This is a genomic window from Pseudomonas sp. S2_B10, from assembly GCF_054668425.1.
Map to the genome: position 1 here is coordinate 1,856,295 of NZ_CP162768.1, position 26,105 is coordinate 1,882,399.

General features: G+C 59.4%; 25 protein-coding genes. 11 read left to right on the top strand and 14 right to left on the bottom strand.

Annotated elements, in window-relative coordinates:
* Positions 1-154: 154 nt before the first annotated feature.
* The 4 genes from AB4O45_RS08170 (at position 155) to AB4O45_RS08185 (ending at position 3,598) form a co-directional block, all read left to right on the top strand.
* Entirely contained in the window at positions 155-1,966 is a 1,812-nt protein-coding gene (locus AB4O45_RS08170; RefSeq protein WP_423523300.1) for a penicillin-binding protein activator, read from the top strand.
* On the top strand, positions 1,966-2,328 hold the full coding sequence (locus AB4O45_RS08175) for a YraN family protein (protein WP_016773265.1): 363 nt from the start codon (positions 1,966-1,968) through the stop codon (positions 2,326-2,328). The genes AB4O45_RS08170 and AB4O45_RS08175 overlap by 1 nt, the downstream gene beginning before the upstream one ends.
* A gap of 101 nt (positions 2,329-2,429) precedes the next feature.
* The gene (locus tag AB4O45_RS08180) at positions 2,430-3,023 is read left to right on the top strand and encodes a phosphoheptose isomerase (protein WP_008082788.1); all 594 of its coding nucleotides are present in this window, start codon (positions 2,430-2,432) and stop codon (positions 3,021-3,023) included.
* Entirely contained in the window at positions 3,020-3,598 is a 579-nt protein-coding gene (locus AB4O45_RS08185; RefSeq protein WP_024014250.1) for a BON domain-containing protein, read from the top strand. Before AB4O45_RS08180 ends, AB4O45_RS08185 begins: the two co-directional genes overlap by 4 nt.
* Before the next feature lie 48 nt (positions 3,599-3,646).
* Here AB4O45_RS08185 and AB4O45_RS08190 read toward each other — a convergent pair whose 3' ends face one another.
* The 7 genes from AB4O45_RS08190 to rplM all read right to left on the bottom strand — a co-directional run bounded on the left by AB4O45_RS08190 (position 3,647) and on the right by rplM (position 8,536).
* Positions 3,647-4,060 carry a ClpXP protease specificity-enhancing factor gene (locus AB4O45_RS08190; RefSeq protein ID WP_016773263.1) on the bottom strand — a complete coding sequence of 138 codons (414 nt, stop codon included), beginning with the start codon at positions 4,058-4,060 and terminating at the stop codon, positions 3,647-3,649.
* 16 nt (positions 4,061-4,076) lie between these two features.
* On the bottom strand, positions 4,077-4,694 hold the full coding sequence (locus tag AB4O45_RS08195) for a glutathione S-transferase N-terminal domain-containing protein (RefSeq protein WP_007961620.1): 618 nt from the start codon (positions 4,692-4,694) through the stop codon (positions 4,077-4,079).
* Positions 4,695-4,840: 146 nt separating this feature from the next.
* Positions 4,841-5,623 carry a cytochrome c1 gene (locus tag AB4O45_RS08200; protein WP_460161297.1) on the bottom strand — a complete coding sequence of 261 codons (783 nt, stop codon included), beginning with the start codon at positions 5,621-5,623 and terminating at the stop codon, positions 4,841-4,843.
* Positions 5,623-6,834 (bottom strand): cytochrome b, encoded by a 1,212-nt coding sequence (locus AB4O45_RS08205; RefSeq protein WP_016773261.1) that lies wholly within the window; start codon positions 6,832-6,834, stop codon positions 5,623-5,625. The genes AB4O45_RS08200 and AB4O45_RS08205 overlap by 1 nt, the downstream gene beginning before the upstream one ends.
* Positions 6,834-7,427 carry a ubiquinol-cytochrome c reductase iron-sulfur subunit gene (gene petA, locus AB4O45_RS08210; protein WP_041479967.1) on the bottom strand — a complete coding sequence of 198 codons (594 nt, stop codon included), beginning with the start codon at positions 7,425-7,427 and terminating at the stop codon, positions 6,834-6,836. Before petA ends, AB4O45_RS08205 begins: the two co-directional genes overlap by 1 nt.
* A 273-nt stretch (positions 7,428-7,700) precedes the next feature.
* The gene (gene rpsI, locus AB4O45_RS08215) at positions 7,701-8,093 is read right to left on the bottom strand and encodes a 30S ribosomal protein S9 (RefSeq protein ID WP_003228056.1); all 393 of its coding nucleotides are present in this window, start codon (positions 8,091-8,093) and stop codon (positions 7,701-7,703) included.
* Between the two features lie 14 nt (positions 8,094-8,107).
* Complete coding sequence (gene rplM, locus AB4O45_RS08220; RefSeq protein WP_003228062.1) at positions 8,108-8,536, bottom strand: 50S ribosomal protein L13; 429 nt, start codon at positions 8,534-8,536, stop codon at positions 8,108-8,110.
* 244 nt (positions 8,537-8,780) lie between these two features.
* Between rplM and AB4O45_RS08225 the strand changes: the two genes are divergently transcribed.
* Positions 8,781-9,821: an NADP(H)-dependent aldo-keto reductase gene (locus AB4O45_RS08225; protein WP_039761359.1), complete on the top strand. Its 1,041-nt coding sequence runs from the start codon at positions 8,781-8,783 to the stop codon at positions 9,819-9,821.
* 156 nt (positions 9,822-9,977) lie between these two features.
* On the opposite strand, the gene AB4O45_RS08230 is transcribed toward AB4O45_RS08225, so the two are convergent.
* Positions 9,978-11,114 carry an acyl-CoA dehydrogenase family protein gene (locus AB4O45_RS08230; RefSeq protein ID WP_460161298.1) on the bottom strand — a complete coding sequence of 379 codons (1,137 nt, stop codon included), beginning with the start codon at positions 11,112-11,114 and terminating at the stop codon, positions 9,978-9,980.
* A 250-nt stretch (positions 11,115-11,364) separates the two neighbouring features.
* Between AB4O45_RS08230 and AB4O45_RS08235 the strand changes: the two genes are divergently transcribed.
* From AB4O45_RS08235 to AB4O45_RS08255, 5 genes are all read left to right on the top strand, one after another.
* Entirely contained in the window at positions 11,365-12,261 is an 897-nt protein-coding gene (locus AB4O45_RS08235; protein WP_163012735.1) for a GlxA family transcriptional regulator, read from the top strand.
* 183 nt (positions 12,262-12,444) lie between these two features.
* Positions 12,445-14,394 (top strand): flavin monoamine oxidase family protein, encoded by a 1,950-nt coding sequence (locus tag AB4O45_RS08240; RefSeq protein WP_460161299.1) that lies wholly within the window; start codon positions 12,445-12,447, stop codon positions 14,392-14,394.
* Between the two features lie 176 nt (positions 14,395-14,570).
* Complete coding sequence (locus AB4O45_RS08245; RefSeq protein WP_130900203.1) at positions 14,571-15,458, top strand: nitrilase family protein; 888 nt, start codon at positions 14,571-14,573, stop codon at positions 15,456-15,458.
* Positions 15,459-15,472: 14 nt separating this feature from the next.
* The gene (locus AB4O45_RS08250) at positions 15,473-16,678 is read left to right on the top strand and encodes a hypothetical protein (protein WP_460161300.1); all 1,206 of its coding nucleotides are present in this window, start codon (positions 15,473-15,475) and stop codon (positions 16,676-16,678) included.
* A gap of 69 nt (positions 16,679-16,747) precedes the next feature.
* Positions 16,748-17,734 carry an asparaginase gene (locus AB4O45_RS08255; RefSeq protein WP_460161301.1) on the top strand — a complete coding sequence of 329 codons (987 nt, stop codon included), beginning with the start codon at positions 16,748-16,750 and terminating at the stop codon, positions 17,732-17,734.
* Positions 17,735-17,780: 46 nt separating this feature from the next.
* Here AB4O45_RS08255 and zapE read toward each other — a convergent pair whose 3' ends face one another.
* The 3 genes from zapE to AB4O45_RS08270 form a co-directional block, all read right to left on the bottom strand.
* Complete coding sequence (gene zapE / locus AB4O45_RS08260; RefSeq protein WP_460161302.1) at positions 17,781-18,875, bottom strand: cell division protein ZapE; 1,095 nt, start codon at positions 18,873-18,875, stop codon at positions 17,781-17,783.
* Positions 18,876-18,965: 90 nt separating this feature from the next.
* Positions 18,966-20,321, bottom strand: coding sequence for a tryptophan--tRNA ligase (locus AB4O45_RS08265; RefSeq protein WP_460161303.1), 1,356 nt, complete (start codon positions 20,319-20,321; stop codon positions 18,966-18,968).
* Positions 20,322-20,345: 24 nt separating this feature from the next.
* The gene (locus AB4O45_RS08270; protein WP_252887985.1) at positions 20,346-20,975 is read right to left on the bottom strand and encodes an alpha/beta hydrolase; all 630 of its coding nucleotides are present in this window, start codon (positions 20,973-20,975) and stop codon (positions 20,346-20,348) included.
* Positions 20,976-21,119: 144 nt separating this feature from the next.
* On the opposite strand from AB4O45_RS08270, the gene AB4O45_RS08275 reads away from it, so the two are divergent.
* Positions 21,120-21,554 (top strand): Z-ring associated ZapG family protein, encoded by a 435-nt coding sequence (locus tag AB4O45_RS08275; protein ID WP_042609742.1) that lies wholly within the window; start codon positions 21,120-21,122, stop codon positions 21,552-21,554.
* A gap of 255 nt (positions 21,555-21,809) precedes the next feature.
* Here AB4O45_RS08275 and AB4O45_RS08280 read toward each other — a convergent pair whose 3' ends face one another.
* The 3 genes from AB4O45_RS08280 to AB4O45_RS08290 form a co-directional block, all read right to left on the bottom strand.
* The gene (locus tag AB4O45_RS08280) at positions 21,810-22,544 is read right to left on the bottom strand and encodes an OmpA family protein (protein ID WP_041479972.1); all 735 of its coding nucleotides are present in this window, start codon (positions 22,542-22,544) and stop codon (positions 21,810-21,812) included.
* Positions 22,545-22,664: 120 nt separating this feature from the next.
* On the bottom strand, positions 22,665-23,309 hold the full coding sequence (locus AB4O45_RS08285) for an MBL fold metallo-hydrolase (RefSeq protein WP_024014263.1): 645 nt from the start codon (positions 23,307-23,309) through the stop codon (positions 22,665-22,667).
* A 60-nt stretch (positions 23,310-23,369) separates the two neighbouring features.
* Positions 23,370-26,105 carry a LuxR C-terminal-related transcriptional regulator gene (locus AB4O45_RS08290; protein WP_460161304.1) on the bottom strand — a complete coding sequence of 912 codons (2,736 nt, stop codon included), beginning with the start codon at positions 26,103-26,105 and terminating at the stop codon, positions 23,370-23,372.

Here is a 26,105-nt window from a genome sequence, read left to right on the forward strand (position 1 = left end):
ATGCGCTCCGGCCGAGTGCGGTTTTTCGCCCGGTTGTGCGCTGCCGCAACATTTACTCCAGCTAAATTGACCGATTCACGCCAGTAACATCGCGCCCCGGCCAGTGCTTGGGTACAATTCCACGCTAATTTGATCGAGTATCAGGAACACTTACATGATCGCTTGCCTGCGGCTGTTCACTGCCCTCTGCCTCGCTGCCTTGTTGGCCGCGTGTGCCAGCTCCCCTTCCTCCAGCCTTGGCGAACTTCCACGGACTCCGGACGCCAGCATCGAGCAACTGCTCGAACAGGCTGCCCAGGCTAAAACCCCGGAACAAGCCGCCCTGCTGCGCCTGAGCGCGGCGGACCAGGCTTACCGCCAAGGCAATGCCGGCCAGTCCGCGCAAATCCTGCAACAAGTGCCGGTGGAGCAACTCAAGCCAGGCCAGCAGATTTTCGCCAATACGCTGTCCGCCGAACTGGCCATGACGCGCAATCAGCCGAAAGCTGCGCTGACCGCCCTGAGCCATCCGAGCTTCCAGAAGCTCGGGGAAATGCCGGAAGAGCAGCAAGTGCGCACTGGCACTGTTCACGCCCGCGCCCTTGAAGCCGATGGCCAGACGCTGGCCGCTGCCCGTGAGCGTGTGTTCATCGCACCGATGCTGGAAGGCGAAGCGGCGAGCAAGAACCACGAAGCGATCTGGACCCTGATCGCTTCGCTGCCAACCGATCAATTGCAACCGAACAACACCGACGATCTCGGCGGTTGGATGGCACTGGCGCAAGCTGTGAAAACCGCAGGCACGCTGGAACAGCAACAAGCCGCGATCGACAACTGGCGTGGGCAAAATCCAAAGCACCCGGCGGCGATCAACCTGCCGCTGCCGCTGACCAAGCTCAAGGAACTGGCCAGCCAGCCACTGAGCAAAATCGCCCTGCTGCTGCCACAGGACGGCCAGTTGGCGTCGGTCGGCAAAGCGCTGCGTGAAGGCTTCATGGCCGCGCATTATCAGGCGCAACAGGCCGGCCAGAACCCACCTGCCATCGAGTTCTACGACAGCTCGAAGCTGACCTCGATGGACGAGTTCTATCGCAAGGCTCAGGCTGACGGCGTGCAACTGGTAGTCGGCCCACTGGAAAAACCACTGGTCAAGCAACTGAGCACTCGCCCGCAACTGCCGATCACCACCCTGGCGCTGAACTACAGCGAAGGCGAACAAGGTCCGGCGCAGTTGTTCCAGTTCGGTCTGGCTGCTGAAGACGAAGCTCGCGAAGTTTCCCGTCGCGCCCGTGCCGACGGCCTGCATCGCGCCGCGATCATGGTGCCGAAGGGCGAATGGGGCGATCGCGTCCTGCGTGCCTTCAGCCAGGACTGGCAAGCCAATGGCGGCAGCATCGTTGCCACCGAGCGTGTCGATCAGCCGGTGCAACTGGCCCAGCAGATCGCCGACATGTTCCAGCTGCGTCAGAGCGAAGCTCGCGCCAAGAGCCTGCAGAATGTTGCCGGCACCAATGTCGCCGCGCAGCCTTCGCGTCGTCAGGACATCGAATTCATCTTCTTGGCCGCCACGCCGCAACAGGCCCAGCAGATCAAGCCAACCCTGAATTTCCAGTACGCCGGTGACGTCCCGGTCTACGCGACCTCCCACGTCTACAGCGCCAGCGGCGACGTCAATCAGTACAACGACATGAACGGCATTCGCTTCTGCGAAACCCCATGGCTGCTGGAAACCAGCGATCCGCTGCGCCAGCAAGTAGCTGCGCAATGGCCGCAAGCCAATGGCAGCCTCGGTCGCCTGTACGCCATGGGCGCCGACGCCTATCGCCTGGCACCGCGCCTGGGTCAACTCAAGGCCCTGCCGGACAGCCGCATCGAAGGTCAGTCGGGCAGCCTCGGCATGACCCAGACCCAGCGCGTTGTGCGCCAGTTGCCGTGGGCACAGTTCGTCAGCGGTCAGGTGCAGCGTCTGCCGGACACCCCGCGCTGATGCCCGACAGGTCACGCTCGCAAAGCGGCAAGGATGCCGAGCGCCAGGCGCTCGAACATCTGCAACAACAAGGGCTGCGCCTGCTGGCGCAGAACTGGTTATGCAAACGCGGCGAGCTTGATCTGGTCATGCTTGATGGCGATACAGTAGTATTCGTTGAAGTTCGCTACAGAAAAAACACTCAATGGGGTGGCGCGCTCGCCAGTATCGACGAGCGCAAGCAGCAGAAACTGATCTTTGCAGCACAGTATTTTCTTCAGCGCGAGTCGCGTTGGGCCAATTCCCCCTGCCGCTTCGATGTGGTGGCAATCGACAGCCACCCGAATCAGCTGAACTGGTTGCAGAATGCTTTCGACAGTTGATCGCCTGCACCCTGCCCCGTTTTCGTCCGACACATTTTGCTCTTTGCTTTGCCGGCTGCACATTCACGTGCCGAACAGCCGCGCCACTTAAGGTCACACAGATGGACATGCAATCCCGAATTCGCCAGCTTTTTCAGGCCAGTATCGACACCAAGCAACAGGCGATGGACGTACTTGCACCGCACATCGAGCAAGCCAGCCAGATCATGGTCAACGCCCTGCTCAACGAAGGCAAAATGCTCTCGTGCGGCAACGGTGGTTCGGCCGGCGATGCCCAGCATTTTTCTTCGGAGCTGCTCAACCGCTTCGAGCGCGAGCGTCCGAGTCTGCCGGCGATTGCGCTGACCACCGACACTTCGACAATCACCTCGATCGCCAACGATTACAGCTACAACGAAGTGTTCTCCAAGCAGATCCGCGCGCTCGGCCAGCCGGGCGATGTGTTGCTGGCGATTTCGACCAGCGGCAACTCGGCGAACATTATTCAAGCGATCCAGGCCGCACATGATCGCGAAATGATTGTCGTAGCTTTGACCGGACGCGATGGCGGCGGCATGGCGTCGCTGCTGTTGCCCGAGGACGTCGAGATTCGCGTACCGGCCAACGTCACTGCACGTATTCAGGAAGTCCACTTGCTGGCGATCCATTGCCTTTGCGATCTGATCGACAGCCAACTGTTCGGGAGTGAAGAATGACCCCTAATCGCCTTGGCCTTCTGGCCTTGACCCTGTGCCTCGGCATCAGCGGCTGCACCTCGGTGGTGAATGCCAGCCGTGAAGCGCCGATCGAAGACGACCGTGGCACGCGCACATTCGGCAGCAAGATCGACGACTCGCTGATCGAGACCAAAGCAGGCGTGAACATCGCCAAGGCCGACCCGGCCCTGGACAACGACTCGCACATCGTCATCACCAGTTTCAACGGCGTGGTCCTGCTCGCCGGCCAGACGCCACGCGAAGACCTCAAGGCCAAAGCCGAACAGGCCGCCGCCAACGTCCAGCGCGTGAAGAAGGTGCACAACGAACTGCAAGTGCTGCAACCGTCCTCCCTGCTCGCGCGCCAGAACGACGCGTGGCTGACCACCAAGATCAAGACCCAGATGCTCACCGACGCCAGCATCCCCGGCTCGCGTATCAAGGTCGTGACCGAGAATGGCATCGTCTATCTGCTGGGCCTGCTGACCAAACAGGAAGCCACTCAGGCAACCAATCTGGTTCAGGGTGTGTCCGGTGTGCAGAAGATCGTGAAGCTGTTCGAATACATCGACTGACCGTAAAAGGCAGACATAAAAAAGGCGATCCATCCGGATCGCCTTTTTTTATTTCACAACCTTCAAGCTTGGCCGGCCACTCGGACGTGGCGGCTCGCTGCCCGGTGGCGGCGAGTCGTCATCCGGATCGATGTCTTCCTCGTCGTCCATCGGCAACTCGAGGTCAAACACCATGCCCTGGCCGTTCTCCCGGGCGTAGATGCCCAGGATCGCGCTGATCGGCACGTAGAGACTGTGCGGAACACCGCCGAAGCGGCCTTCGAACGTCACCACGTCGTTGTCCATGTGCAGATGACGCACGGCACTGGGCGAGATGTTCAGGACGATCTGGCCGTCACTGGCAAAACCCTGTGGCACCTGCACCGCCGGGTACTCGGAGTTGACCAGCATGTGCGGGGTGCAATCGTTATCCACAATCCACTCGTAGAGCGCGCGGACCAGATAAGGTCGACTGGAGTTCATAGCGGCTCCTTAAGCCTTAGCGCATATCGCGTTCGACACCAGACAGACTCGCCTGGAAAGCCTCACGCGCAAACTGACGCTCCATATAATCAAGCAGCGGCTTGGCCGGCCGCGGCAGTTCAATACCCAGAATCGGCAAACGCCAGAGTATGGGTAATAGGCAGCAATCCACCAGACTTTGTTCCTCACTGAGGAAGAACGGTTTGTCGGCAAACAGCGGCGAAACGCCGGTCAGGCTTTCGCGCAATTCCTTGCGCGCCACGACCCGTGCAGCCTCTTTGCTCTTGGGATCCAGAATCAGATCCACCAGCCCGCACCAGTCACGCTGAATCCTGTGGATCAGCAGACGACTGTTGGCCCGCGCTACCGGATAAACCGGCATCAGCGGCGGGTGCGGGTAACGCTCATCCAGATACTCCATCACCACGGTCGACTCCCACAACGCCAGGTCACGATCGACCAGCGTCGGCAGACTGCCGTAAGGGTTCACCTCAATCAGTTTAGGCGGCTGGCGACCCGCTTCCACGTAAATGATTTCGGCGCTGACACCCTTCTCTGCAAGCACGATGCGCACTCGGTGGGAATAGTGGTCGGCGGGGTCGGAGTAACAGGCCAACCGATTGGTCACGCCCATGGCGATCCTCCTCGCTTGTTGAATTTGTCGGAACCGGAAAAACGCGCGCGCCCAGAGGGCACCTCCCGCAGGGTCTGACTGAGCAGATCCTGCTTTAGCGGAGGCGCCCTTGGGCGCGCGCGATTAACAGCAATGCTTGAAGCGTATCAGTGCACGTCTTTCCAGTATTCACGCTTGAGCAGGTAGGCGAACACAAAGAAGAACGCCAGGTACAGCAAGACATAAGTACCGATGCGCTGATGTTGCAGCTTAACCGGGTTAGCCGAGTAAGCCAGGAAGGTTACCAGATTCTTGACCCTCTCATCGAACTGCTCTTCGTTCAGAGCACCGGACTTCGGCACGATGGTCAACTGATCACACGCTTCATGAGTCAGCGGCGTGCCGGTCAGCGGATCGTATTGCTTCTTGCCTTCCTCCACGATCTGCACCTGCTTGCAGCCGACGACCTGCCGACCTTGCAGGCCGACCAGCACGTTAGGCATGCCGACGTTCGGGAAGACCTTGTTGTTCACGCCCCATGGACGCGCCGGGTCTTCGTAGAACGACTTCAGGTAACCGTACAGCCAGTCGGTGCCGCGTACCCGCGCTACCAGAGTCAGGTCCGGCGGCGCCGCGCCGAACCAGGTCTTGGCGTCGGCCGGCTGCATGCCGATGTTCATGTGGTCGCCAATCTTGGCACCGGTGAATACCAGCTTCTCCAGCATCAACTCGTGCGGAATGCCGAGGTCATCGGCAACGCGCTCGTAACGCTGGAACTTGGCGCTGTGGCACCCCATGCAATAGTTGGCAAAGGTCCGCGCACCATCCTGCAGGGCGGCTTTGTCGGAGACGTCGATATCGACACTTTCCAGTTCCGGACCATGGCCCCCGGCAGCAAAAGCCAGGGAAGGCAGCGCAGTAAAAATCAGAGCAAGAAATAACTTTTTCATCAGCCAGTCACCCTTTCCGGAACCGGTTTGGTCTTCTCGAGCCGGGTGTAGAACGGCATCAGAATGAAGTAGGCGAAATACAGGAAGGTGCAGACCTGCGACAGCAACGTGCGCCCCGGCGTCGGCGCAAGAACGCCGAGGATGCCGAGAATCACGAAAGAAATGCAGAACACCACCAGCCAGATTTTGCTCATCCAGCCCTTGTAGCGCATCGATCTCACCGGACTGCGATCCAGCCATGGCAGCACGAACAGCACCGCAATCGCCGCGCCCATGGCGATAACGCCCATGAGCTTGTCCGGCACCGCACGCAGGATTGCGTAAAACGGAGTGAAGTACCAGACCGGGGCAATATGCTCAGGCGTCTTGAACGGGTTAGCCGGCTCGAAGTTTGGTTTTTCGAGGAAGTAGCCGCCCATTTCCGGGAAGAAGAACACAATGAAGCAGAAGATGAACAGGAACACCACGACACCGACAATGTCCTTCACCGTGTAGTACGGGTGGAAGGCGATGCCGTCCAGCGGGATACCGTTTTCGTCTTTGTGCTTCTTGATATCGACGCCGTCAGGGTTGTTCGAGCCCACTTCGTGCAGCGCCAGGATGTGCAACACCACCAGACCGAGAATCACGATCGGCAGCGCGACAACGTGCAAGGCAAAGAAGCGGTTAAGGGTGATTCCGGAGATCAGGTAGTCACCACGAATCCACTGGGTCAGGTCATCGCCGATCAGCGGAATCGCGCCGAACAGCGAGATGATCACCTGGGCGCCCCAGTACGACATCTGGCCCCACGGCAGCAGGTAACCCATGAACGCTTCGGCCATCAGTGCCAGGTAGATCAGCATGCCGAACACCCAGACCAGCTCGCGCGGTTTCTGGTACGAGCCGTAGAGCAGGCCGCGGAACATGTGCAGATAGACGACGATGAAAAACGCCGAAGCGCCGGTCGAGTGCAGCAGACGCAGGATCGAACCGTACTCGACGTCGCGCATGATGTATTCGACGGAGGCGAAGGCCTCTTCTGCCGACGGCGTGTAGCTCATCGTCAGCCAGACACCGGTAACGATCTGGTTGACCAGCACCAGCAGCGCCAGTGAGCCGAAGAAATAGAAGAAGTTGAAGTTTTTTGGTGCGTAATATTTGCTGAGATGGTCTTCCCACATTTTGGTCGCGGGAAAGCGCGCATCAACCCAATCCATGAACTTGCTCATCACGCTTTCTCCGTATCGACGCCAATGACAATCAGCTCATCGGTCTCATAGGAATGCGGGGGAACTGGCAGGTTCAAAGGCGCAGGTTGCGACTTGTAGACGCGGCCAGCCAGATCGTAGTGGGAACCGTGGCACGGGCAGAAATAGCCGCCTACCCAGTCTTTGCCCAGATCCGCAGGTGCCACTTCGGGACGGAAGGTCGGTGAGCAACCCAGGTGCGTACAGATCCCGATCAGCAGGAGAATCTCCGGCTTGATCGAGCGTACTTCCGGGTCGACATAAGTGGGTTGCGTGGAGTTTTTGGAGGTCGGATCGGAGAGCTGACCCTCGATCTTCTTGAGATTCCCCAGGATTTCCTCGGTACGGCGGACAATGAACACCGGCTGGCCGCGCCATTCAGCAATCATCTGCTGGCCTGGCTCGATTTTGCTGACATTCACTTTCACCGGTGCACCGGCAGCTTTCGCCTTGGCACTGGGAAACCATGACCCCACGAACGGGACCGCAGCCCCCACCGCTCCTGCAGCACCGACCACGGATGTGGCTGCCACCAGGAAGCGACGCCGGCCTGCATTCACGCCGTCATTGCTCATTCAGTCCTCTCCCATCAGCTTTTTTGGCCTGTTAAATCAGGCGTCTACTAAATAAATCAAATGTTACTTATAAAAATTTTGCCCGAATGGTAATGAAAACCCCCAATTCTGACAAGGTTAATTCCCCGGGGCTCAACCCCTCAAGCCTTGGAGTATAGGGGGTCTACGGCTGTGGCAAGTTGTCACAACGCAATTCTTTGATAAATCGCACGCATAAAAAAACGCCCGCTTCCGTGAGGAGGCGGGCGTTCTTTTTTGAACGTGGAAGCGGAATTAACGCTTCGAGTACTGCGGACGCTTACGCGCTTTACGCAGACCAACTTTCTTACGTTCAACTTCACGGGCGTCGCGGGTAACGAAGCCAGCTTTGCGCAGAGCGCTACGCAGGGTTTCGTCGTAGTCCATCAGAGCGCGGGTGATGCCGTGGCGGATTGCGCCAGCCTGACCACTTACACCACCGCCGATCACGGTGACGTAGATGTCGAACTTCTCGACAGTCTCGGTCAGCTCCAGCGGCTGACGAACTACCATGCGGGCAGTTTCGCGGCCGAAGAAGTTATCCAGCGAACGGTTGTTGATGGAGATGTTACCAGTACCCGGACGCAGGAAAACGCGTGCGGTTGCGGTCTTGCGACGGCCAGTGCCGTAATTTTGAGTCGCCGACATAATGAACTATTCCGTTAAATCTTCAGTTCTTGGGGCTGCTGAGCAGTATGAGGGTGTGCAGCGCCCGCATAGACTTTCAGCTTACGGTACATGTCGCGACCCAGTGGGTTTTTAGGCAGCATGCCTTTAACCGCGGTCTCGATCACGCGCTCAGGGGCTTTGGCGATCAGCTTTTCAAAGTTGATCGACTTGATGCCGCCCGGGAAACCGGAGTGGGAGTAGTACATTTTGTCAGTGGTTTTAGCGCCGGTAACACGGATCTGCTCGGCGTTGATGACGACGATGTAGTCGCCGGTGTCAACGTGAGGAGTGTACTCAGGCTTGTGCTTGCCACGCAGACGGCTCGCGATTTCGGTGGCCAGACGACCCAGGGTCTGACCAGCAGCGTCGACGACAAACCAGTCGCGCTTTACTGTTTCCGGTTTAGCAGTAAAAGTTTTCATTCTTTATAGCCTCAGGGGCCGCCTGTAAATAAGACGGCGGATCTTACTGAATAGTGCGTACTTTGACAAGTCAAAGGCAGCCGGATACAGACGCTTTCGGGGGCTCGGGTCGGCGCGTCCGTTCAACGGCAAGATTCTTCGGCGGCGGCGCATCACTTCCACTGCAGAAAGAGGTCGGCAATTATGCAGATTGCGAAAAATTTTTCAACCTGCTTTTATGATTGTTTTGCCCAAGGAGCACCCGATGGACTATCGCCAGCTAGGCCGTACCGATCTGAACGTGAGTGCAATCTGCCTCGGCACCATGACCTGGGGCGAGCAAAACACTGAAGCTGAAGCCTTCGCCCAGATCGAAAGGGCCAAGGAAGCCGGGATCAATTTCCTCGACACTGCCGAAATGTATCCGGTGCCGCCCAAAGCCGAAACCTACGCCACCACCGAGCGCTACATCGGCAATTACTTCAAGAGTCGCGGTGACCGTGCCGACTGGATCCTCGCCAGCAAGATCGCCGGCCCCGGCAACACCATCGACTACATCCGCGACAAGAACCTGCGCCACAACCGCCAGCACATCACCGAGGCGCTGGACGGCAGTCTCAAGCGCCTGCAGACCGATTACATCGATCTGTATCAACTGCACTGGCCGGAACGCAGCACCAACTTTTTCGGACAGCTGGGCTACAAGCACAAGATCGAAGCCAACCTGACGCCGCTGGAAGACACCCTCGAAGCCCTCGACGAACAGGTGAAGGCCGGCAAGATTCGCCACATCGGTCTGTCCAACGAGACGCCGTGGGGCACCATGCGCTTTCTGGCTTTGGCCGAAGCCCGTGGCTGGCCGCGTGCAGTGTCGATCCAGAACCCGTACAACCTGCTCAACCGCAGCTTCGAAGTCGGCTTGGCCGAGATCGCCATCCGCGAACAGTGCGGCCTGCTCGCCTATTCGCCACTGGCGTTCGGCTTCCTCTCCGGCAAGTACGAAGGCGGCGCCCGACCACCGAAAGGACGCCTGAGCCTCTACAGCCGCTTCAGCCGCTATTTCAACCCGCAATCCGAAGCGGCGTGCAGCCGTTACGTTGCATTGGCCCGTGAACACGGTCTGGACCCGGCGCAAATGGCACTGGCCTTCGTGACCCAGCAACCCTTCGTCACCAGCAACATCATTGGCGCAACGACGCTTGAGCAACTGGACAGCAACATTGCCAGTTTTGATCTGAAACTGTCCGATGAAGTGCTGGCCGGGATCGAGGCGATTCACAAGGATCATCCGAATCCCGCGCCGTAACTGACCGCCAAAGGCTTCGCGAGCAGGCTCGCTCCCACAGGTACGGTGATCCCCTGTGGGAGCGAGCCTGCTCGCGAAGAGGCCAGTCGGATTACCTCAACAGCGGAACGCGGAGCGTCCCCGGCGGCATTCCCACGCAGAGCGTGGGAACGATCATCAAAGCGACCGCGCAATAATCTCCTTCATGATTTCATTGGTGCCGGCATAAATCCGCTGCACCCGCGCATCCGCCCACGCCCGGGCCACCGGGTATTCCCACATGAAGCCGTAGCCGCCATGCAGTTGCACGCATTCGTCGAGCACTTTGCATTGCAGGTCGGTGCCCCAATATTTGGCCATCGCCGCCGTCGGCACATCGAGTTTGCCTTGCAGATGCAGCTCCAGGCAGCGGTCGACAAAAACCCGGCCGATCTGGATCTCTGTAGCCATTTCGGCCAGTTTGAAGCGGGTGTTCTGGAAATCGGCAATCGACTTGCCGAACGCCTTGCGATCACGGGTGTAATCCAGCGTCCATTGCAACGCCGCTTCAGCCGAGGCCAGGCCGCCAATCGCCACGGTCAGGCGCTCTTGCGGTAACTCCTGCATCAGATAGGCAAACCCGGCCCCCGCCTGGCCGAGAAGGTTCTCCTTCGGCACGCGCACGTCTTGGAAGAACAGTTCCGAGGTGTCCTGCGCCTTCATGCCGACCTTCTCCAGGCGCTTGCCTTTCTCGAAGCCCGGCGTATTCGCCTCCACCAGGAACAGGCTGGTGCCCTTGGCCCCGGCCTTCGGGTCGGTCTTGGCCACCACGATGACCAGATCAGCCAGAAAGCCGTTGGTGATAAAGGTCTTCGAACCGTTGATCACATATTCGTCACCGTCGAGCACCGCCGTGGTTTTCACCCCTTGCAGGTCGGAACCGGCGCTAGGCTCGGTCATGGCGATCGCCGTGACCATTTCCCCTGAGACCAGTTTCGGCAGGTATTTGTGTTTCAGCGCCTCGCTGCCGTAATGCAGGATGTACGGTGCGACGATGTCCGAGTGCAGCGAAAAGCCGATGCCGGTCAGTCCCAGACGCCCGACTTCTTCAATCACCACGGTGCTGTAGAGGAAATCCGCGCCGAGCCCGCCGTACTCTTCCGGCAGATGCGAACAGAGCATCCCCGCCTCCCCCGCCTTGTTCCACAGCGCGCGATCAATGTGTCCCTGCTTCTCCCACTGCGCGTGATACGGCACGGCCTCTTTTTCGAGGAAAGTTCGCACGCTGTCGCGGAACAATTCGTGCTCGGAGCTGAACAGGGTTCTGGGGATCATGCGGCACCTTTCTTTGTTGTTGGAGGGATACGGCTCTCAGAGACTAAGCCCGACTCCTGCTACGGGACACTGGACACATCCGACAAAAAATAAGACGATCCAGCCGTCTGGTGACCACTTTCCCTTATAAAAACAAAACAAAAGTTGAATTATGTCTAAGCACGTCTCCCCGCCCTTGCGGCGCGTCAGCATCCTGGCCATCGACCGGGTTTTCGCTTACACCCTCATGCAAGCCAAGGATTTTTTCCATGTGGCCAGCCTGCGTTACGGCAAACAACTGGGCCACGGCCTGACACCGGCGTTTGAAACGCGCCTGGTCAGCCCGGATGGCAAACCGGTAAAAAGCTTCAGCGACGTGGTCATGCCGGTCGACGGTGGCCTGGAAAACGCCGATGTGATCATCCTCCCGGCGTTCTGGGACGACTTCGATACCCTGTGCGGCCGTTACCCGCAAATCCTGCCGTGGCTGCGCGAACAGCATGCGCGCGGTGCGGTGTTGTGCGGCGAAGCTACCGGGGTGTTCTGGCTCGCCGAAGCCGGGCTGCTCAACGGCAAGGAAGCGACCACCTACTGGCGCTTCTTCAATGCCTTCGCCGAGCGTTTCCCCAAGGTCTATCTGAATCAGGACAAGCACCTGACCGATGCCGACAATCTCTACTGCGCCGGCGGTACTACCTCGGCATGCGATCTCTATATCTATCTGATCGAACGCTTCTGCGGCGCGAACGTGGCGCAAGCCGTGGCCCGCGACATCCTCTACGAAGTGCAGCGCAGCTATTCGCCGGGACGTATCGGTTTCGGTGGGCAGAAGCTGCATCAGGACGTGATCATCCTGCAGATCCAGCAGTGGCTCGAAGAGCATTTCGCCGACAAGTTCCGCTTCGAAGACGTCGCCCGCGAGCACGGCATGAGCATCCGCAACTTCATGCGCCGCTTCCAGACCGCCACCGGCGACAAGCCGCTGCATTACTTGCAACGCCTGCGCATCGAGACGGCCAAGGGCTTGCTTTCGGGCACGCGCAAGAGCATCAAGACCATCAGTTATGAGGTCGGTTACGACGATGCGAGCTTCTTCGCGCGACTGTTCCGCCAGCACACTGAACTGTCGCCTAACCAGTATCGGCAGCAGTTTCAGCAGGCTGCGTAAACTTCCGCCAGACTGACGTCCCTGTGGGTGTAGTCCTTCCACGGGGACCGGCTTGTAAGTTGTGATTCGTCCGACACAAATGAACGAAAACAGAACAGCGTCTGGCTGTGTTTTACGACTGTTCGGACGTGCCTGCGCCGACCAGACTACTTCCCAAGCACATCGCATCAGGGAAGATCAACAGTGACCATCGGCTCCAGCTACAACTATCCCTCACAGGCTCCTGGCCTTGAAAAACGCAAAAAACGTTCGCCACAGGACAACTGGAAAGCCCGTTTCCCCAATCCGCCGGACCTGTGTTTTGACTACCGCGCGTTACTGGAGCAGCCAGGCGGAATCGCCCGAGCGACTGATTCGAGCCATCGAATCTGCATCATCGGCGCAGGCATCACAGGCCTGACGGCAGCGAGAGAATTGCTGCGCTGCGGCTTCACCCAGATCACGCTGATCGAACAGTCCTCGCGAATCGGCGGCAGGCACCTGACCGTTCCCGGCAGTCCTCAATCCAAGGCCAGCCATACCCCGTTCGAAATGGGTGCGATGCGTATGCCTTTGTTCAATCGCGAAGGAGAATCGCCGAAGGACGGTCGTTCGATGATGGCCTACTACGCGACGATATTCGACCTGGCCCTTTCAGACTTTGCCAATCCCGGCAGCCAATGGGTCAAATCAACCGGCATCTATCTGCGCGAGGGCAGCCTGTCAGAGCAGGCTACGCCGCAAATGCTTATCTGGAAAAACGCCGACGGTCAGACCCGTCCTCCCGGCGAGAAGCTGCAAGCGGTGTATGCAAAATGGAGAGCGTTCGCCGACCGCATGACCCGGCACGTTTGCGACAGTTATGCGAGCGAGGAATGGGAGTCCGTGTGGGCAGCTATTGTCGCCAGGTATCACGCCATTTCCTTCCGTGATCTGGTGAGCATGCCGGTGCTGCAACGCTGGGAAAAAGACGCGCCGGGCGATTTTGGCGGGATGGGAATGTCGCCAGAGGAATCGGCCATTTTTTATGCCATCGGCATCGGTGACGGCAGCTGGGGCGCATTTTATGATGTCTGTGCACTGTACCCGCTGCGCACTGCCATATTCGGGTTCAGCAGTCACTTGCAACTGGTGCTGGGTCGGGTAGATGAAAAAGGCGATCCTCTGCCTGACTCACCGCATATCCGCAGCAATGCGGTTTTCGATTCAACCGGGCTGCAGTTCGAAGGCCCGCGCTACCTCGGTCTCGCGGCGCTGAGTGAAAGCCTTATGTTCATCAAACCTGATGAAACAGCGAAGTCTTTCCACGAACACAGCCTGCAATACCGCGAAGGTTTGCTGACTGATAGCGCCGTCACTCGGCTGAAAAAGCTCGACAGCGGTAAAACCCGTGTCTACTACAACTGGAAGCAAAGTCGCCCCCATCAGGCCCAGGAACATTTCAGCGATTATGACTCCGTGATCATGACGCTGCCTTCGTGGTTGATCGAAACACGAATCAGGCTTGAAAACTTCACGGCACAAATGCTGCCGTTCGAAACGATCAATGCGTACAAGACTGCACATTGGGAAACCAGCTGCAAAGTGTTCGCGCCGCTGAAGAAATCCTTCCTGTCCGGCAATACCGCCATCCCCCAAGCGATCGTCACGGACAGTTTTATCCACGATGTTTATACCTACCGCTATAACGATCACTACAGCTACGACTGCATTCTTCTCAGTTACACCTGCGAAGATGACGCTACCAAACTCTGCTGTTTCAGCGACAAGGAGCTGGTCGCCAAATGTGCCGAAGAACTTGATCGAATCCTGATGAACTGCAGCAATATCGGGCAGCGCATCTCGCCTTTCATTGGCCTGAATCAGGCCGTCGTACAGCGCTGGATCACCGATAAGAACTCACTGGGGTGCGCCAAACTTTACCGCCCCGGCGCCTACTACGACGCTGTAAGCCTGATGAAATACAACCGCGACTATTCCAGTGTTTCCGGGCTGTATCTTTCTGGCGAGTCGTTTTCAGTGGATGCCGGCTGGACCGAGCCCTGCTTTCGCGGTGCCATCGATGCGGTGATTCATATTTGCGAAAAAACCTCGGCGCAGTTCAATGGCGGCTTCCAGATAACCGACTATCCACACTACCAGGCCGGACCATGAAGTTTTCAGTCACGCAATTCAGCGTCCTGAACGTGCATCGTCGATATGTGTTTAATCGTCCTAGGAGGCGTACTACAACTTAACCGGAAAGCGCCGACTTACCTTCCAGTGCTGACTCGACTCTTATGTTCCCCGCCACCCGATGGCGTGAAAACAACAATAAGGGATCATGAAAAATGAGTGAGTCAACAAGCCCTGTTCGTGTTGCGGTTGTGCAATGTGATCCGCAGGTCGGTACGCAAAATCGTGCAGCGAATCTGAGTAATAGCCTGGAGTTGGCACTGCAGGCGGTCAATGGTGGTGCCAACCTCATCGTTTTGCCCGAGCTGACAAACACCGGTTATTTCTTTCGCACTCGACAGGACGCGTTCGATCACGCCGAATCGGTTCCGGATGGGCCGAGCGTGAGCCGATGGGAGGATTTTGCCCGCCAGCATCAGGTGTATCTGGTGGCAGGGCTGACCGAGCGCGAAGGGGCACGGTTGTACAACACAGCCGTGTTGTTGGGACCTGACGGTTTCATCGGCAAATACCGCAAGGCGCACCTGTGGAATCTGGAGAAGCTCTGGTTCTCTGCAGGCGATAGCGGTTTCCCGGTGTTCGAAACGCCGATCGGTCGTATCGGTCTGCTGATCTGCTGGGACATCTGGTTTCCCGAGGTCCCGAGAATCCTCAGCCAGCAGGGCGCGGACATTATCTGCAGCCTGAACAACTGGGTCTGGACACCGCCGCCCTTGTTCGATGACGCCGGCAAGTGCATGGCTTCGTACCTGACCATGACCGCGGCGCACGTCAACAATGTGTTCATTGCGGCGGCCAGCCGAATCGGCGAAGAGCGTGGCGCTCGTTACCTTGGATGCTCTTTGATTGCTGGCACTAACGGCTGGCCGATTGGCCGCGTGGCGTCCGCCGACCAGCAGGAAATCCTCTACGCCGATATCGACCTGACCAGCTCGCGCAGTGCGCCAATCTGGAACGACCTGAACGATTTGCACCGTGATCGGCGCTGTGATGTCTACGATCGAATGCTCGGTTACACCCAGCATCCGTGCCTGCCGCGTTAACCGGAGGCCGGGCTATGGACATTCACGCAAAGCAACGCAAAACAATCGTGGCCAGAACCGCGATGGACAGCACCATTATCGGCCTGATTCTGGGTGCGACGGTTTTGATTGGCTGGCTATCGCTCACCCATCATTCGTTGTGGTCGGCGCGCTGGCCGGACTACAGCCATATGGTTTCGAGTTTTCCCGACGCTGCTGCCTGGCTGCGTTGGGTGCTTGGAGATATCAGCGAGGTGGCGTTTTATAAACACGAGTTTGCCTCGATTGGCCTTCTGGCCGGTGCATATCTGGGCTATTGGGCTAATCGAACGGGAAAAGCCTGGCAAGGCTTCACGATCTGTTACGGCAGCGGGCTCTGGCCGTGGCTGGTGACAAGCTCACTACTGGGTCTGGTGCTGAGCAATTTGCTGTGGGGCTGGACCGTCACCGCGACCAGTTGGCAGCCCACCTTCGCGGCATTCGTGTCGTTGCCTGCCGCAATGGTATTGATGTTCGGTGCAGGCTGGAAGGTCGCGATCAACGGAGCCATCATGGGCGCCCTGTTCGTGACACCTCTGTGTCTGCTGATGGTCAATTACATATGCAACCCACTCGGTCTGCCCGTGGTGATTGGCAATGTTTCGGGCATGGCCATCGCCAGCATCGGCGCCTTCGTGCTTTGTCGCTACGTGCCAAGCCTGGTGAGACCAGCGGAGCCCGAGCCGGCTGCCGAGGAAGTCAGCATGACCGTGTCCGGCAAGGCGCCGGATTATGGCGTGGTATGGAGCATGCGCCGGGTCTTGGCGGATTTCTCCGAGGCACCTTTCTTCGGCAATGAATGGGCGAGCCTGGGACTGATTGTCGGTGCGTTGCTCGCATTTACACTCAACCCGATGAGCCCGGTCTACGGCACTGGTCTGCTGCCGCAATTGCTGGTCGGTCAGGCGCTGACCTCGGCACTGGGCGTGGTGATCTGGCGCAGGCAGTGGATGGAGCGCGGTTGGTATCCGACTTATGTGCCGCTGGTGTCCGTTGTTCCGGCTGCGATCCTTACCTTCGGCGGCGCTTGGCAAGTGATCATCTCCAGTGCGCTGCTCGGCGCCCTGATCGCCCCGCCACTGGCCTGCGCCCTCGCGCAGCGGCTGCCAGGCTTCATGCATGGCTTTATCGGTAACGTGTTGTCGATGGCTCTCAGTACGCTATTGATCCTGCCAATCGTCGGATGGCTGGCCAGCCACTGATCTTTCCCCTGCCCCGGCTGGCATCTGGATAGTCCCCGGTACAGCCGGTCTTTCTTCGCGAGGTATCACATGGAACTGCCAAAACTGGCTATTGCCGCGCTCGGCGGCACTGTCAGCATGCAATCGACGCAAAACGGCCAAGGCGTCGTTCCGGCGGTGTCCGGCGAAGCGTTGCTGAACACTGTGCCGGAGTTGAATATGCTCGCACGAGCAACCGTCGAGACTTTCGGTCTGTTACCCAGCGCTTCGCTGGATTTCGAATACCTCTTGGACGTATTGAACTGGGCCAACGCGCAGATCAGCCGAGGCGTGGCCGCAGTCATCATCATCCAGGGCACAGACACTCTGGAGGAATCCGCCACTTTCTTCGATTACCTGTGGGCGCACGACGAGCCACTGGTGCTGACTGGCGCCATGCGCTCTGCCATGCAAGCAGGGGCTGACGGCCCGGCAAACCTGCTGGATGCCGGTCGCGTTGCGTTGGCGGCATGCAGTCATGGGCGCGGAGCACAGGTGGTTATCAACGGCGAGATTCACCGCGCCAGTAGCGTGCGCAAAGTCGATTCAATGGCCATGCACGCCTTCGCCTCGCCCTTGACCGGCCCTGCTGGCTTGATAGTAGAAGGCGCTCCGCGCTACTTCCATGCGCCGGTTGCGCGCTATGTTTTGCCGATGCCCCAAGACACCCGCCAGAATATTGCTTTGCTGGAGGCTTCGCTCGGTGCAGACAGTCTGCTGCTAGAGAAGGTTGTGGAGCTAGGTTACGCCGGCCTGGTGATCGCTGGCTTCGGTGCCGGCCATGTTTCAGCGGACTGGGCCAACGTCATCGAAGGCATTGCCCGACATATTCCGGTGATCATCGCCACCCGCACCGGTTGTGGCGCGACGGCGCAAGTGACCTATGGCTTCGTCGGCAGTGAAATCGATATGACGCGTAAAGGTGCCGTGATGGCTGGGTTCCTATGCCCGCGCAAAGCAAGAATTCTGCTCTGGCTTCTGGTTGGCTGCCAACAGCAATCAACGTTGGCAACCTGCCTCGCTGAACTGGCCCCATAAAAAAAGGCCTGCAATCGCAGGCCCTTTTTTGTCGCCGAAACTCCGTTTAAGGCTTGTGCGCCCGCGACAGGAATTCGTGGGATTGCATCTCCAGCAGTCGGCTCAGCGTGCGCTGGAACTCGAAGGTCAGGCGTCCGCCGGTGTACAGATCCTTCAACTCGACTTCAGCAGAAATGATCAGTTTGACGTTGCGATCGTAGAACTCGTCGACCATGTTGATGAAGCGCCGGGCGATGTCGTCGGTGGTGACGCTCATCTGCTCGACGCCGCTGAGCAGCACGGCGTGGAAAATCTTGCCCAGTTCGATGTAGTCGTTCTGGCTGCGCGGGCCGTCGCACAGTTCGCGGAAGTCGAACCAGGCCACGTCGTCGCAGGTGCGCAGAGCACGGATTTCGCGGTTCTCGATGATCAGCACATCGTTTTCCACCGCTGCCGTGCACTCCGGCGTCAGTGCCTTGAAGCTCTTGCGCAGGCTTTCGTGGGCGGCTTCGTCGAGCGGATAGTGGAACAGCTCGGCTTGCTCGAGGTGACGCAGACGATAGTCAACACCGCTGTCGACGTTGACGATCTCAGTGTTCTGTTTGATCAGCGCAATGGCGGGGAGGAAGCGCGCGCGTTGCAGGCCATCCTTGTACAGGCCGTCCGGCACTATGTTCGACGTCGCGACCAGGGTCACGCCGTTCTTGAACATCTCTTCCATCAGCGTGCCGAGGATCATCGCGTCGGTGATGTCGGAGACGAAGAATTCATCGAAGCAGATCACCCGCGACTCGGCCGCGAAGCGCTTGGCGATGATGGTCAGCGGGTTTTTCTCGCCGCCCAGGGTCTTCATTTCTTCGTGCACACGCTTCATGAAGCGGTGGAAGTGCGTGCGGGTCTTTTCCTTGAACGGCAACGCTTCGAAGAAGGTGTCGACCAGGTAAGTCTTGCCGCGACCGACGCCGCCCCAGAAATACAGGCCCTTGACCGGCGCCTGATCCTTTTTGCCAAACAGCTTGCCGAACAGACCCGGCTTGTTCTGGTCAGCGGCGATCAAGTCGTCGTACAGACGCTGCAAGTGACGCACGGCAGTTTCCTGCGCGGCGTCATGGAAGAAGTCCGGGCGTTTCAGATCAGCTTGATATCGTTCTAGGGGCGTCATAATTCGTTAGCAAGGCAACAAAAACGGGCCGTCACTGTAGCGACGGCCTAAGGGAATGGCAATCGGCCCTTGGTCGGGTCGTGCCGCCGATCAGTCTTGAGCTGGAGTCAGTGCGACGCGCAACGCCTCGATGGCGGCGTCTCGCGCGGCAGCGTCGGCGAAGGCCGGGCTGTCGCCCACGCACTCACCGGCCAGCCAGACGCTGAAGCTCAGGTCATCAGTACGCACATCCAGCGACTCGCCGGACTGCAACTGTTTGGTCACCTGGCCGGCAGTCTTGCCGTCGGCGAAGTTGCGCGACAACAGCAATTGCTCGCCATCGGCCGCCAGCAGACGGAAACGGAAGCTGCCGTCGTCCTCGCGGAAGCTGACGAAACGTGCGGCTTTCGCGGCTTTCTTTTTGGTGGTCGCGGCGACCTGAACCTGATTGACGAAAGAACGCAGGCCAACGGCTTCGCGCAATTCATTGAGGAACGGCGTGGCCACGGCGCGGGCCTTCTTCGCACCAATCTGCAGAATGTCTTCCAGATCCGCAGGACGCTCGATCAACTGGTGATACTTCTCGCGCGCCTCGCCCAGCTCATTGTCGAGCAACTGGAACAGGCGATTCTTCGCCTCACCCCAGCCCAAACCACCGAGCAGTTCGCTGCGGAACTCGTCAGCCTGCGCCGGAGTGGCGAAGGCCTGGAACAGAGTGAACAGGTGCGAGTTGTCCGGATCTTTCGCTTCGCCCGGGGCCCTGGAGTCGGTGACGATCCGCGAGATCGCGTCCTTCATTTCTTTCGCGCTGCTGAACAGCGGAATGGTGTTGTCGTAGCTCTTCGACATCTTGCGACCGTCGAGGCCTGGCAAGGTCGCCACGCTTTCTTCGATCAGCGCTTCGGGCATGGTGAAGAACTCTTTGCCCTGGCCGAACAGATGGTTGAAACGCTGACCGATATCGCGGGCCATTTCCACGTGCTGAATCTGATCGCGACCGACCGGCACCTTGTGCGCGTTGAACATCAGGATGTCCGCCGCCATCAGCACCGGATAGCTGTAGAGGCCCATGGTGATGCCGGCATCCGGGTCTTCACCCGTCTCAACGTTCTTGTCCACCGAGGCCTTGTAGGCGTGCGCGCGGTTGAGCAGGCCCTTGGCAGCGACGCAAGTCAGCAGCCAGGTCAGCTCGGGGATTTCCGGGATGTCGGACTGGCGGTAGAACGTCACGCGGTCGACATCGAGGCCACCGGCCAGCCAGGTCGCGGCGATTTCCAGACGCGAGCGCTGGATGCGCAGCGGGTCATCGCATTTGATCAGGGCGTGGTAGTCGGCCAGGAAATAGAACGAATCGGCCTGGCTGTCGCGGCTGGCGAGGATTGCCGGGCGAATAGCCCCAGCGTAGTTGCCCAAGTGCGGCGTGCCAGTGGTGGTGATGCCGGTGAGAATGCGGGTACGGTTGGTCATGGGTAATCGCTTGTCAGACTGCAATCAATTCGAGAGACGCGGCAGCAGCAGATCCTTGAGATCGGTCAGCTTGCCGTGAAAAAAGTGTCCGCATTCTGCCACTTTCAGCAGCTCATGGGGGCGCTGGAGTTGTTCCGACCACTGGTAGACCAGTTGCGGATCGATGACTTCATCGGTTTCCGGCTGGATCACGGTCAACCCGCCGTGCTGCGGCAGTTGATCCTGTTCACCCAGACGCATCACCGCCGGGGCAACCATGAACAGGTGCTCAAGCTGCACGCCTTGGGCTTCGAGACGGCCGCCGAGACTTGCTGCAACAAATCCGCCGAAGGAGAAACCGAACAGCGTCAGCGGCATATCCGGGTGTTTTTCCCGCAGCCATGTGGCGGCGGCCTGGGCGTCGTCGACTTCACCGGTGCCCATGTCGTGCGTGCCCTGGCTGGCGCCGACGCCGCGATAGTTGAAACGCAAGGTGATCAGGCCTGCATCGCGCGCGGTGCGCTGCAGGGTCGAGACGACCTTGTTGAGCATGGTGCCGCCCTGCACCGGGTTCGGATGGCAGATCAGCGCGATGCCGCGCGGCTGCTCGTTATCCAGATACAAAGCCTCAATTTGGCCGACAGGGCCGTCAATCACTACAGGGGTTTCACGCATCAGCAAGGGAGGAACTCCGTGACCTCGAATCGGGTCGACTCGTCTAGCAAATTGTCTGTGCCAATCTATTGCGAGTGAATCGCGGTATACAGCGCAGGTTCGAGCCGTTAACGTAAAGCAAAGCCGTTTATAGAGGAAGGACTCGTGGAACACTCGCTCTTAGTTTGGTTGTTACCGACTCTTGCCCTGGTTGTGGGTGTCGCCATTGGATTCCTGATCGCGCGCGTTGCGCCGAACGCCGCACCGAGCCGCACGCAGCGTCAACTGGATGATATCCAGGAGCGTTTCGACAGTTATCAGAACGAAGTGGTCACCCACTTCAACAGCACCGCGATGCTGGTCAAGAAACTGACCCAGAGCTATCAGGAAGTGCAGGACCACCTCGCCGAGGGCGCCAATCGTCTGGCCCTGGACGAGCAGACCCGCCAGCGCCTGATCGCCGCCCTGCACGCCGACGCAGCGCAGGCACCACGCGAACGCCTGACGCCACCGCGCGATCAGGAACCACCGCGTGACTATGCACCGAAGAATCCAAACTCGCCGGGCATGCTCGATGAGCATTATGGTCTGAAGAAGTAATCGGGTTTCGCGCCCAACAAAAAGCCCCCGGACAATGCTGTTGTCCGGGGGCTTTTTTGTATCGGCTGATTTTGCGGTGACAACACTGGCCTTTTCGCGGGCAAGCCCGCTCCCACAGGGGGCAGGTGTGGAACACAGACTTTGTAGCCACCGCCAATACCGGTGGGAGCGGGCTTGCCCGCGAAGAGGCCGGCACTGCCCAGACAAAAAAATGCCCGATCACAGGATCGGGCATTTCTTCATTCAGGCAATCGCTTATGGATACTGCTGCACCGTACCCGGCTGTTGCTGCTGACCACCATACTGCTGACCCGGAATCGCTTTCAGGTTGACTTCAACGCGGCGGTTCTGCGCGCGGCCGTTGACGTCGCCGTTGCTGGCAATCGGGTTATCCGGGCCGGCGCCACGGGCCGACAGGTTGGCACCGCTGACACCTTGCGAGGTCAGGTAGGTCGCCACGCTCTGCGCACGACGTTGTGACAGGTCCATGTTGTGCTGGCGGCTGCCGGTGCTGTCGGTGTAACCGACGATTTCGATCTGGTTCTGGTTGAACTCCTTCAGCGAGTTGGCCAGGTTGTTCAACGGCTGGTAGAAACTCGGGGCAATGTTCGCCGAATCGGTGGCGAAGGTGATGTTGCCCGGCATGATCAGCTTGATCTGATCGCCCTGCCGCTGCACTTCAACGCCAGTGTTGGCCATGCTCGCGCGCAGTTTCTTTTCCTGCTGGTCGGCGTAGTAGCCGTAGCCTGCTGCGGAGGCACCGACGACAGCAGCGCCGATCAAGGCGCCCTTGCCACGGTTGTCGTGACCGATGGCGGCACCGGCGAGTGCGCCGGCCAGTGCACCAAGGCCACCGTATTTGGCGGTTTTGCTCATGCCTTGCGAGCCACCGTCGGCCTGACCCTGATTGTCATACGGATTAGGCGAGGCGCAGCCGGACAGCACGGCCACGGCAGTAGCGACAATAATCAAACGACGCGTGGTGAACATGGAGAGCTCCTGGTTTTCTGCATTCTGTGGTGCAGCGGCCACTGATCAATCAATGGACCTGCGCGGGCGTTGGATCATGACAATGCCTAAAAATTCCGCCCGCTGCCCGTGACAAAAAATTCAGGCACGCACAAACGGGTTCTCGCGCATCTCATCACCCAGACGCGTGTCCGGGCCGTGCCCGGTGACAACCGTTGCGTCCTCGTCCAGCGTATACAGCCGCTGCTTGATTGAACGCACGATGGTCGCCTGATCGCCACCCCACAAATCCGTGCGCCCTACCCCGCGACGAAACAGCGTGTCGCCGGCTATCAACAGCTTAGCCTCGGAAAACCAGAAGCTCATGGAACCGGGTGTATGTCCCGGCGTGTGCAGGGCCACGCCGCAACCGCAGGCGAGTTCTTCGTCATCGCTCAGCCAACGATCCGGCGACGGCACCGGGGTGTAAGGCACGCCAAACATCTGGCATTGCATTTCAAGGTTGTCCCAGAGGAACTGGTCTTCCTTGTGCAGATGCAGGGTCGCACCGGTTTTCTCCTTCATTTGGCCGGAAGCCAGGAAGTGATCGAGATGGGCGTGGGTGTGGATGATGCTCACGACTTTCAGGCCATGCGCATCGAGACGCGCCATGATCAGGTCGGGGTTGCCACCCGGGTCGACGACAATGGCTTTTTTGGTGATCGGATCGCCGATGATGGTGCAATTGCACTGCAGCGGGCCGACGGGGAAGGTTTCGCGGATAAGTGCAGGGCTGGGCGTGGTCATGGAAAAATCCTGGACAGGGTCAACGCCGTTGGCAACGGCCGATGGCGAATTTTACCGTCGCTAAAGCAATAACCCCAACGCCTTCGCCCGCGCCACCGCCTGCGTACGCCGCTCAACCCCGAGCTTGCTGTTGATATGGCTGGCATGGGTTTTCACGGTGTGCAGGGAAATGAACAACTGCTCGCTGATTTCCTGATTGGAACAGCCTTGAGCGATCAGGCGCAGCACCGCCAGTTCACGGCTGCTGAGCTGTTCAGTAGCGGAGCTTTCCACAGCCGGGCGTGGCGCGGCTGTTGGAAAATGCGTGAGCAATTGCTGGCCGACCGCGTTGCAAGTGAGCGCCTGCAATTGCCCGCGCAACCAGTCGGCATGGTTTTTCAGCAGCGCATCAAAGGGTTGGTAGACGCCGCCGGCCGCTGCTTCCAGTGCCTGACTCAACACCTTGCGCGCATCGGGCTCGCGTCCACTGGACAGCAACAGCGCCACCTTCTGCGTCAACGCCATCACACTGAGCAACTGCCGCCCAGTCCGCTGGCCGTTTTCATGCAACACGTTCAACCGCCCTTCGGCGAGCATCGGCTGCCCCTGAATCACATCGAGCAGCGCCTGTTGCAGCTCCACATGCAACGGCAGTTGCGGATGGAATTCCGGTGGTGCCGCAGCGTGTTCGCCGGTGTAGGTCTGGCCCAATCGTGCAAGCCACGCCTCGGCAAGATCAATCCGGCCCTGGGCCAGCCACAGTTCGCATTTGACCAGGGTGATCATCGCCAGATAGTAGATCGGCGGTACGTCCCAGATGTGCATCAGGCGTTCGGCTTCGGCGAGTTCGGCGAAGGCCTTGGCGAATTCGCCACTGGCGCCGTCCAGGCGAGCGATCACGCAGTGCCCGATCAGCACGCTGATATCGCGACAGGCGCGCGCCTCGCCAATGCCGGCCAGCAAACGCACGCGTGCGGCTTGCGGCTGCAAACGCATCGCCAGCAGGAAACCTTCGTACAACGTCAGCCGCGCGCGTACAGCGTACAGGCGTTGCGGCGACAGACCGCGCAAGCGTTCCAGGCCCTGATGCACTTCATCGAGCGCACGCAGAATCTCGCCCCTCGATTGCAAGACTCGAGCTCTGTCGTAGTGAGCCAACGCTTCGAATAATGGATTGCCGACCCGTTGCGCCAGCTCGAGGGATTCACGGTTCAGGCCACGGGCGCGCCACAGATCACCGTCGGCGATCGCCAGATTGGACAAGGTCGACAGGCACATCAGCCGCTGGCCATAACGCTTGGCCGGCAGGCTCTCCAGTGCTTCGCTGCAATAACGCAGGGTCAGTTCGCGATGGCCGCGCCCTCGAGCGATGATTCCGCTCAACGCCAGCCATTGCGCCAGCATGGATTTCTGCGCAGTGGCTGAAGGTGCTGGCAGAAAGCGGCTCAAATGGCTGGCCAGCTCTTCAGCAGCGTCGAGCTGACAGGCCAGCCCCAGCGCCCAGCTGTAGAGCACGATCAGCCGTGGCGTGCTGATCAGCAGGCTGTCGGGCAAGTCCATTTTCCAGCGCAGCAGCATGCCGACGTTCTGCTCGGCGAGCAGCTGTTCTTCGGACAGGTTCTGTACCAGATTCGCCGCGACGTCGAGATGCCCGGCACGCAACGCCTGCTCCACCGCTTCGTCGAGCAGGCCTTGCGCGTTGAACCAGCGGCAGGCGCGCAAATGCAGGGTGGCGTTGGGCACCATCGCTTGGGCGATTGGCCGGCTGCGCAACAAGTCAGAAAACAAATGGTGATAGCGATACCAGTGACCGTGCTCGTCCAGCGGCACCAGAAACACTTGGTGGGCGAGGAGAAAGCGCAGGATCTCGGCGCTGTCGTGGGCTTCGCGGACGGCATCGCACAGCTCGCTGCAAAAACGTTCCTGCGGAGCGGTTTCGTAGAGAAACGATTGCACTTCGGCCGGCAAGCAATCGATGACTTCTTCGAGCAGATAGTCGCGAATCAGCCCTTCGCCGCCGTTCAGTGCCTGCGGCAGCGCGGCATCGTTGCCCGCCTCGGCCACCGCCAGCAGCCAGAAGCGCAGGCCGGCGACCCAGCCTTCGCTGCGCTGGATCAGGCTTTCCAGTGCTTCGCCGCGCAGTGAGCTGCTGTGGCGGTCGAGCAGAGTCAGGGCTTCGTCGTGGGTCAGGCGCAAGTCCTGTTCGTGCAGTTCGAGCAACTGCCGCGACAGGCGCAGACGTGCCAGATGCCAGTCAGGGCGCTGACGGCTGGTGACCATCACCAGCAAGCCATCGGGCAGATGATTGAGGAAAAATTGCAGGCAACGATCCAGCACCGGCCCTTGGGCGAGGTGGTAGTCGTCGAGCACCAGCAGCAGCGGTGCAGCAGGATCGAGGTGCAGCGCCAGCTCATCGAGCAGACCGTCGAGCCACTCTTCGAAAGCAAATGGTTGATGGCGCTGACGCATTTTCAACAGGCCGAGGGCACCAGCGCCCAACGCAGGAAAATAGTCTTGCAGACCTTCGAGTAAGCGCTCGAGAAAACGTCCGGGATCGCTGTCCCGTGGGCTCAAGCCCAGCCAGAGACTTTGCCAGTGCGCCGGCAGGCTCTGACAGAACTCCACCGCCAGCGAGCTCTTGCCGAACCCGGCCGGGGCGCTGACCAGTAGCAACCGACCTCCGAGCCCGGCCTGGAGACGCTGGCAAAGGCGCGGCCGCAAGACATAGCCGTCAGGCAGCGGTGGGCGAAAAAAACGCCCGTCCAGTGCTGCGACGGTGATGCTTGCGGGACCCGGAAGTGGGGACAGATCAGTCAT

What these genes read in the sequence shown, in the direction of transcription:
- AB4O45_RS08190 (WP_016773263.1), bottom strand. Translation starts at nt 4,060, where the DNA reads ATGAACTCCAGTCGACCTTATCTGGTCCGCGCGCTCTACGAGTGGATT.
- AB4O45_RS08205 (WP_016773261.1), bottom strand. Translation starts at nt 6,834, where the DNA reads ATGAGCAAGTTCATGGATTGGGTTGATGCGCGCTTTCCCGCGACCAAA.
- AB4O45_RS08290 (WP_460161304.1), bottom strand. Translation starts at nt 26,105, where the DNA reads ATGACTGATCTGTCCCCACTTCCGGGTCCCGCAAGCATCACCGTCGCA.
- rpsI (WP_003228056.1), bottom strand. Translation starts at nt 8,093, where the DNA reads ATGTCGGCGACTCAAAATTACGGCACTGGCCGTCGCAAGACCGCAACC.
- zapE (WP_460161302.1), bottom strand. Translation starts at nt 18,875, where the DNA reads ATGACGCCCCTAGAACGATATCAAGCTGATCTGAAACGCCCGGACTTC.
- rplM (WP_003228062.1), bottom strand. Translation starts at nt 8,536, where the DNA reads ATGAAAACTTTTACTGCTAAACCGGAAACAGTAAAGCGCGACTGGTTT.
- AB4O45_RS08270 (WP_252887985.1), bottom strand. Translation starts at nt 20,975, where the DNA reads ATGCGTGAAACCCCTGTAGTGATTGACGGCCCTGTCGGCCAAATTGAG.
- AB4O45_RS08200 (WP_460161297.1), bottom strand. Translation starts at nt 5,623, where the DNA reads ATGAAAAAGTTATTTCTTGCTCTGATTTTTACTGCGCTGCCTTCCCTG.
- AB4O45_RS08230 (WP_460161298.1), bottom strand. Translation starts at nt 11,114, where the DNA reads ATGATCCCCAGAACCCTGTTCAGCTCCGAGCACGAATTGTTCCGCGAC.
- petA (WP_041479967.1), bottom strand. Translation starts at nt 7,427, where the DNA reads ATGAGCAATGACGGCGTGAATGCAGGCCGGCGTCGCTTCCTGGTGGCA.
- AB4O45_RS08265 (WP_460161303.1), bottom strand. Translation starts at nt 20,321, where the DNA reads ATGACCAACCGTACCCGCATTCTCACCGGCATCACCACCACTGGCACG.
- AB4O45_RS08225 (WP_039761359.1), top strand. Translation starts at nt 8,781, where the DNA reads ATGGACTATCGCCAGCTAGGCCGTACCGATCTGAACGTGAGTGCAATC.
- AB4O45_RS08170 (WP_423523300.1), top strand. Translation starts at nt 155, where the DNA reads ATGATCGCTTGCCTGCGGCTGTTCACTGCCCTCTGCCTCGCTGCCTTG.
- AB4O45_RS08195 (WP_007961620.1), bottom strand. Translation starts at nt 4,694, where the DNA reads ATGGGCGTGACCAATCGGTTGGCCTGTTACTCCGACCCCGCCGACCAC.
- AB4O45_RS08185 (WP_024014250.1), top strand. Translation starts at nt 3,020, where the DNA reads ATGACCCCTAATCGCCTTGGCCTTCTGGCCTTGACCCTGTGCCTCGGC.
- AB4O45_RS08280 (WP_041479972.1), bottom strand. Translation starts at nt 22,544, where the DNA reads ATGTTCACCACGCGTCGTTTGATTATTGTCGCTACTGCCGTGGCCGTG.
- AB4O45_RS08285 (WP_024014263.1), bottom strand. Translation starts at nt 23,309, where the DNA reads ATGACCACGCCCAGCCCTGCACTTATCCGCGAAACCTTCCCCGTCGGC.
- AB4O45_RS08250 (WP_460161300.1), top strand. Translation starts at nt 15,473, where the DNA reads ATGGACATTCACGCAAAGCAACGCAAAACAATCGTGGCCAGAACCGCG.
- AB4O45_RS08180 (WP_008082788.1), top strand. Translation starts at nt 2,430, where the DNA reads ATGGACATGCAATCCCGAATTCGCCAGCTTTTTCAGGCCAGTATCGAC.
- AB4O45_RS08255 (WP_460161301.1), top strand. Translation starts at nt 16,748, where the DNA reads ATGGAACTGCCAAAACTGGCTATTGCCGCGCTCGGCGGCACTGTCAGC.
- AB4O45_RS08245 (WP_130900203.1), top strand. Translation starts at nt 14,571, where the DNA reads ATGAGTGAGTCAACAAGCCCTGTTCGTGTTGCGGTTGTGCAATGTGAT.
- AB4O45_RS08175 (WP_016773265.1), top strand. Translation starts at nt 1,966, where the DNA reads ATGCCCGACAGGTCACGCTCGCAAAGCGGCAAGGATGCCGAGCGCCAG.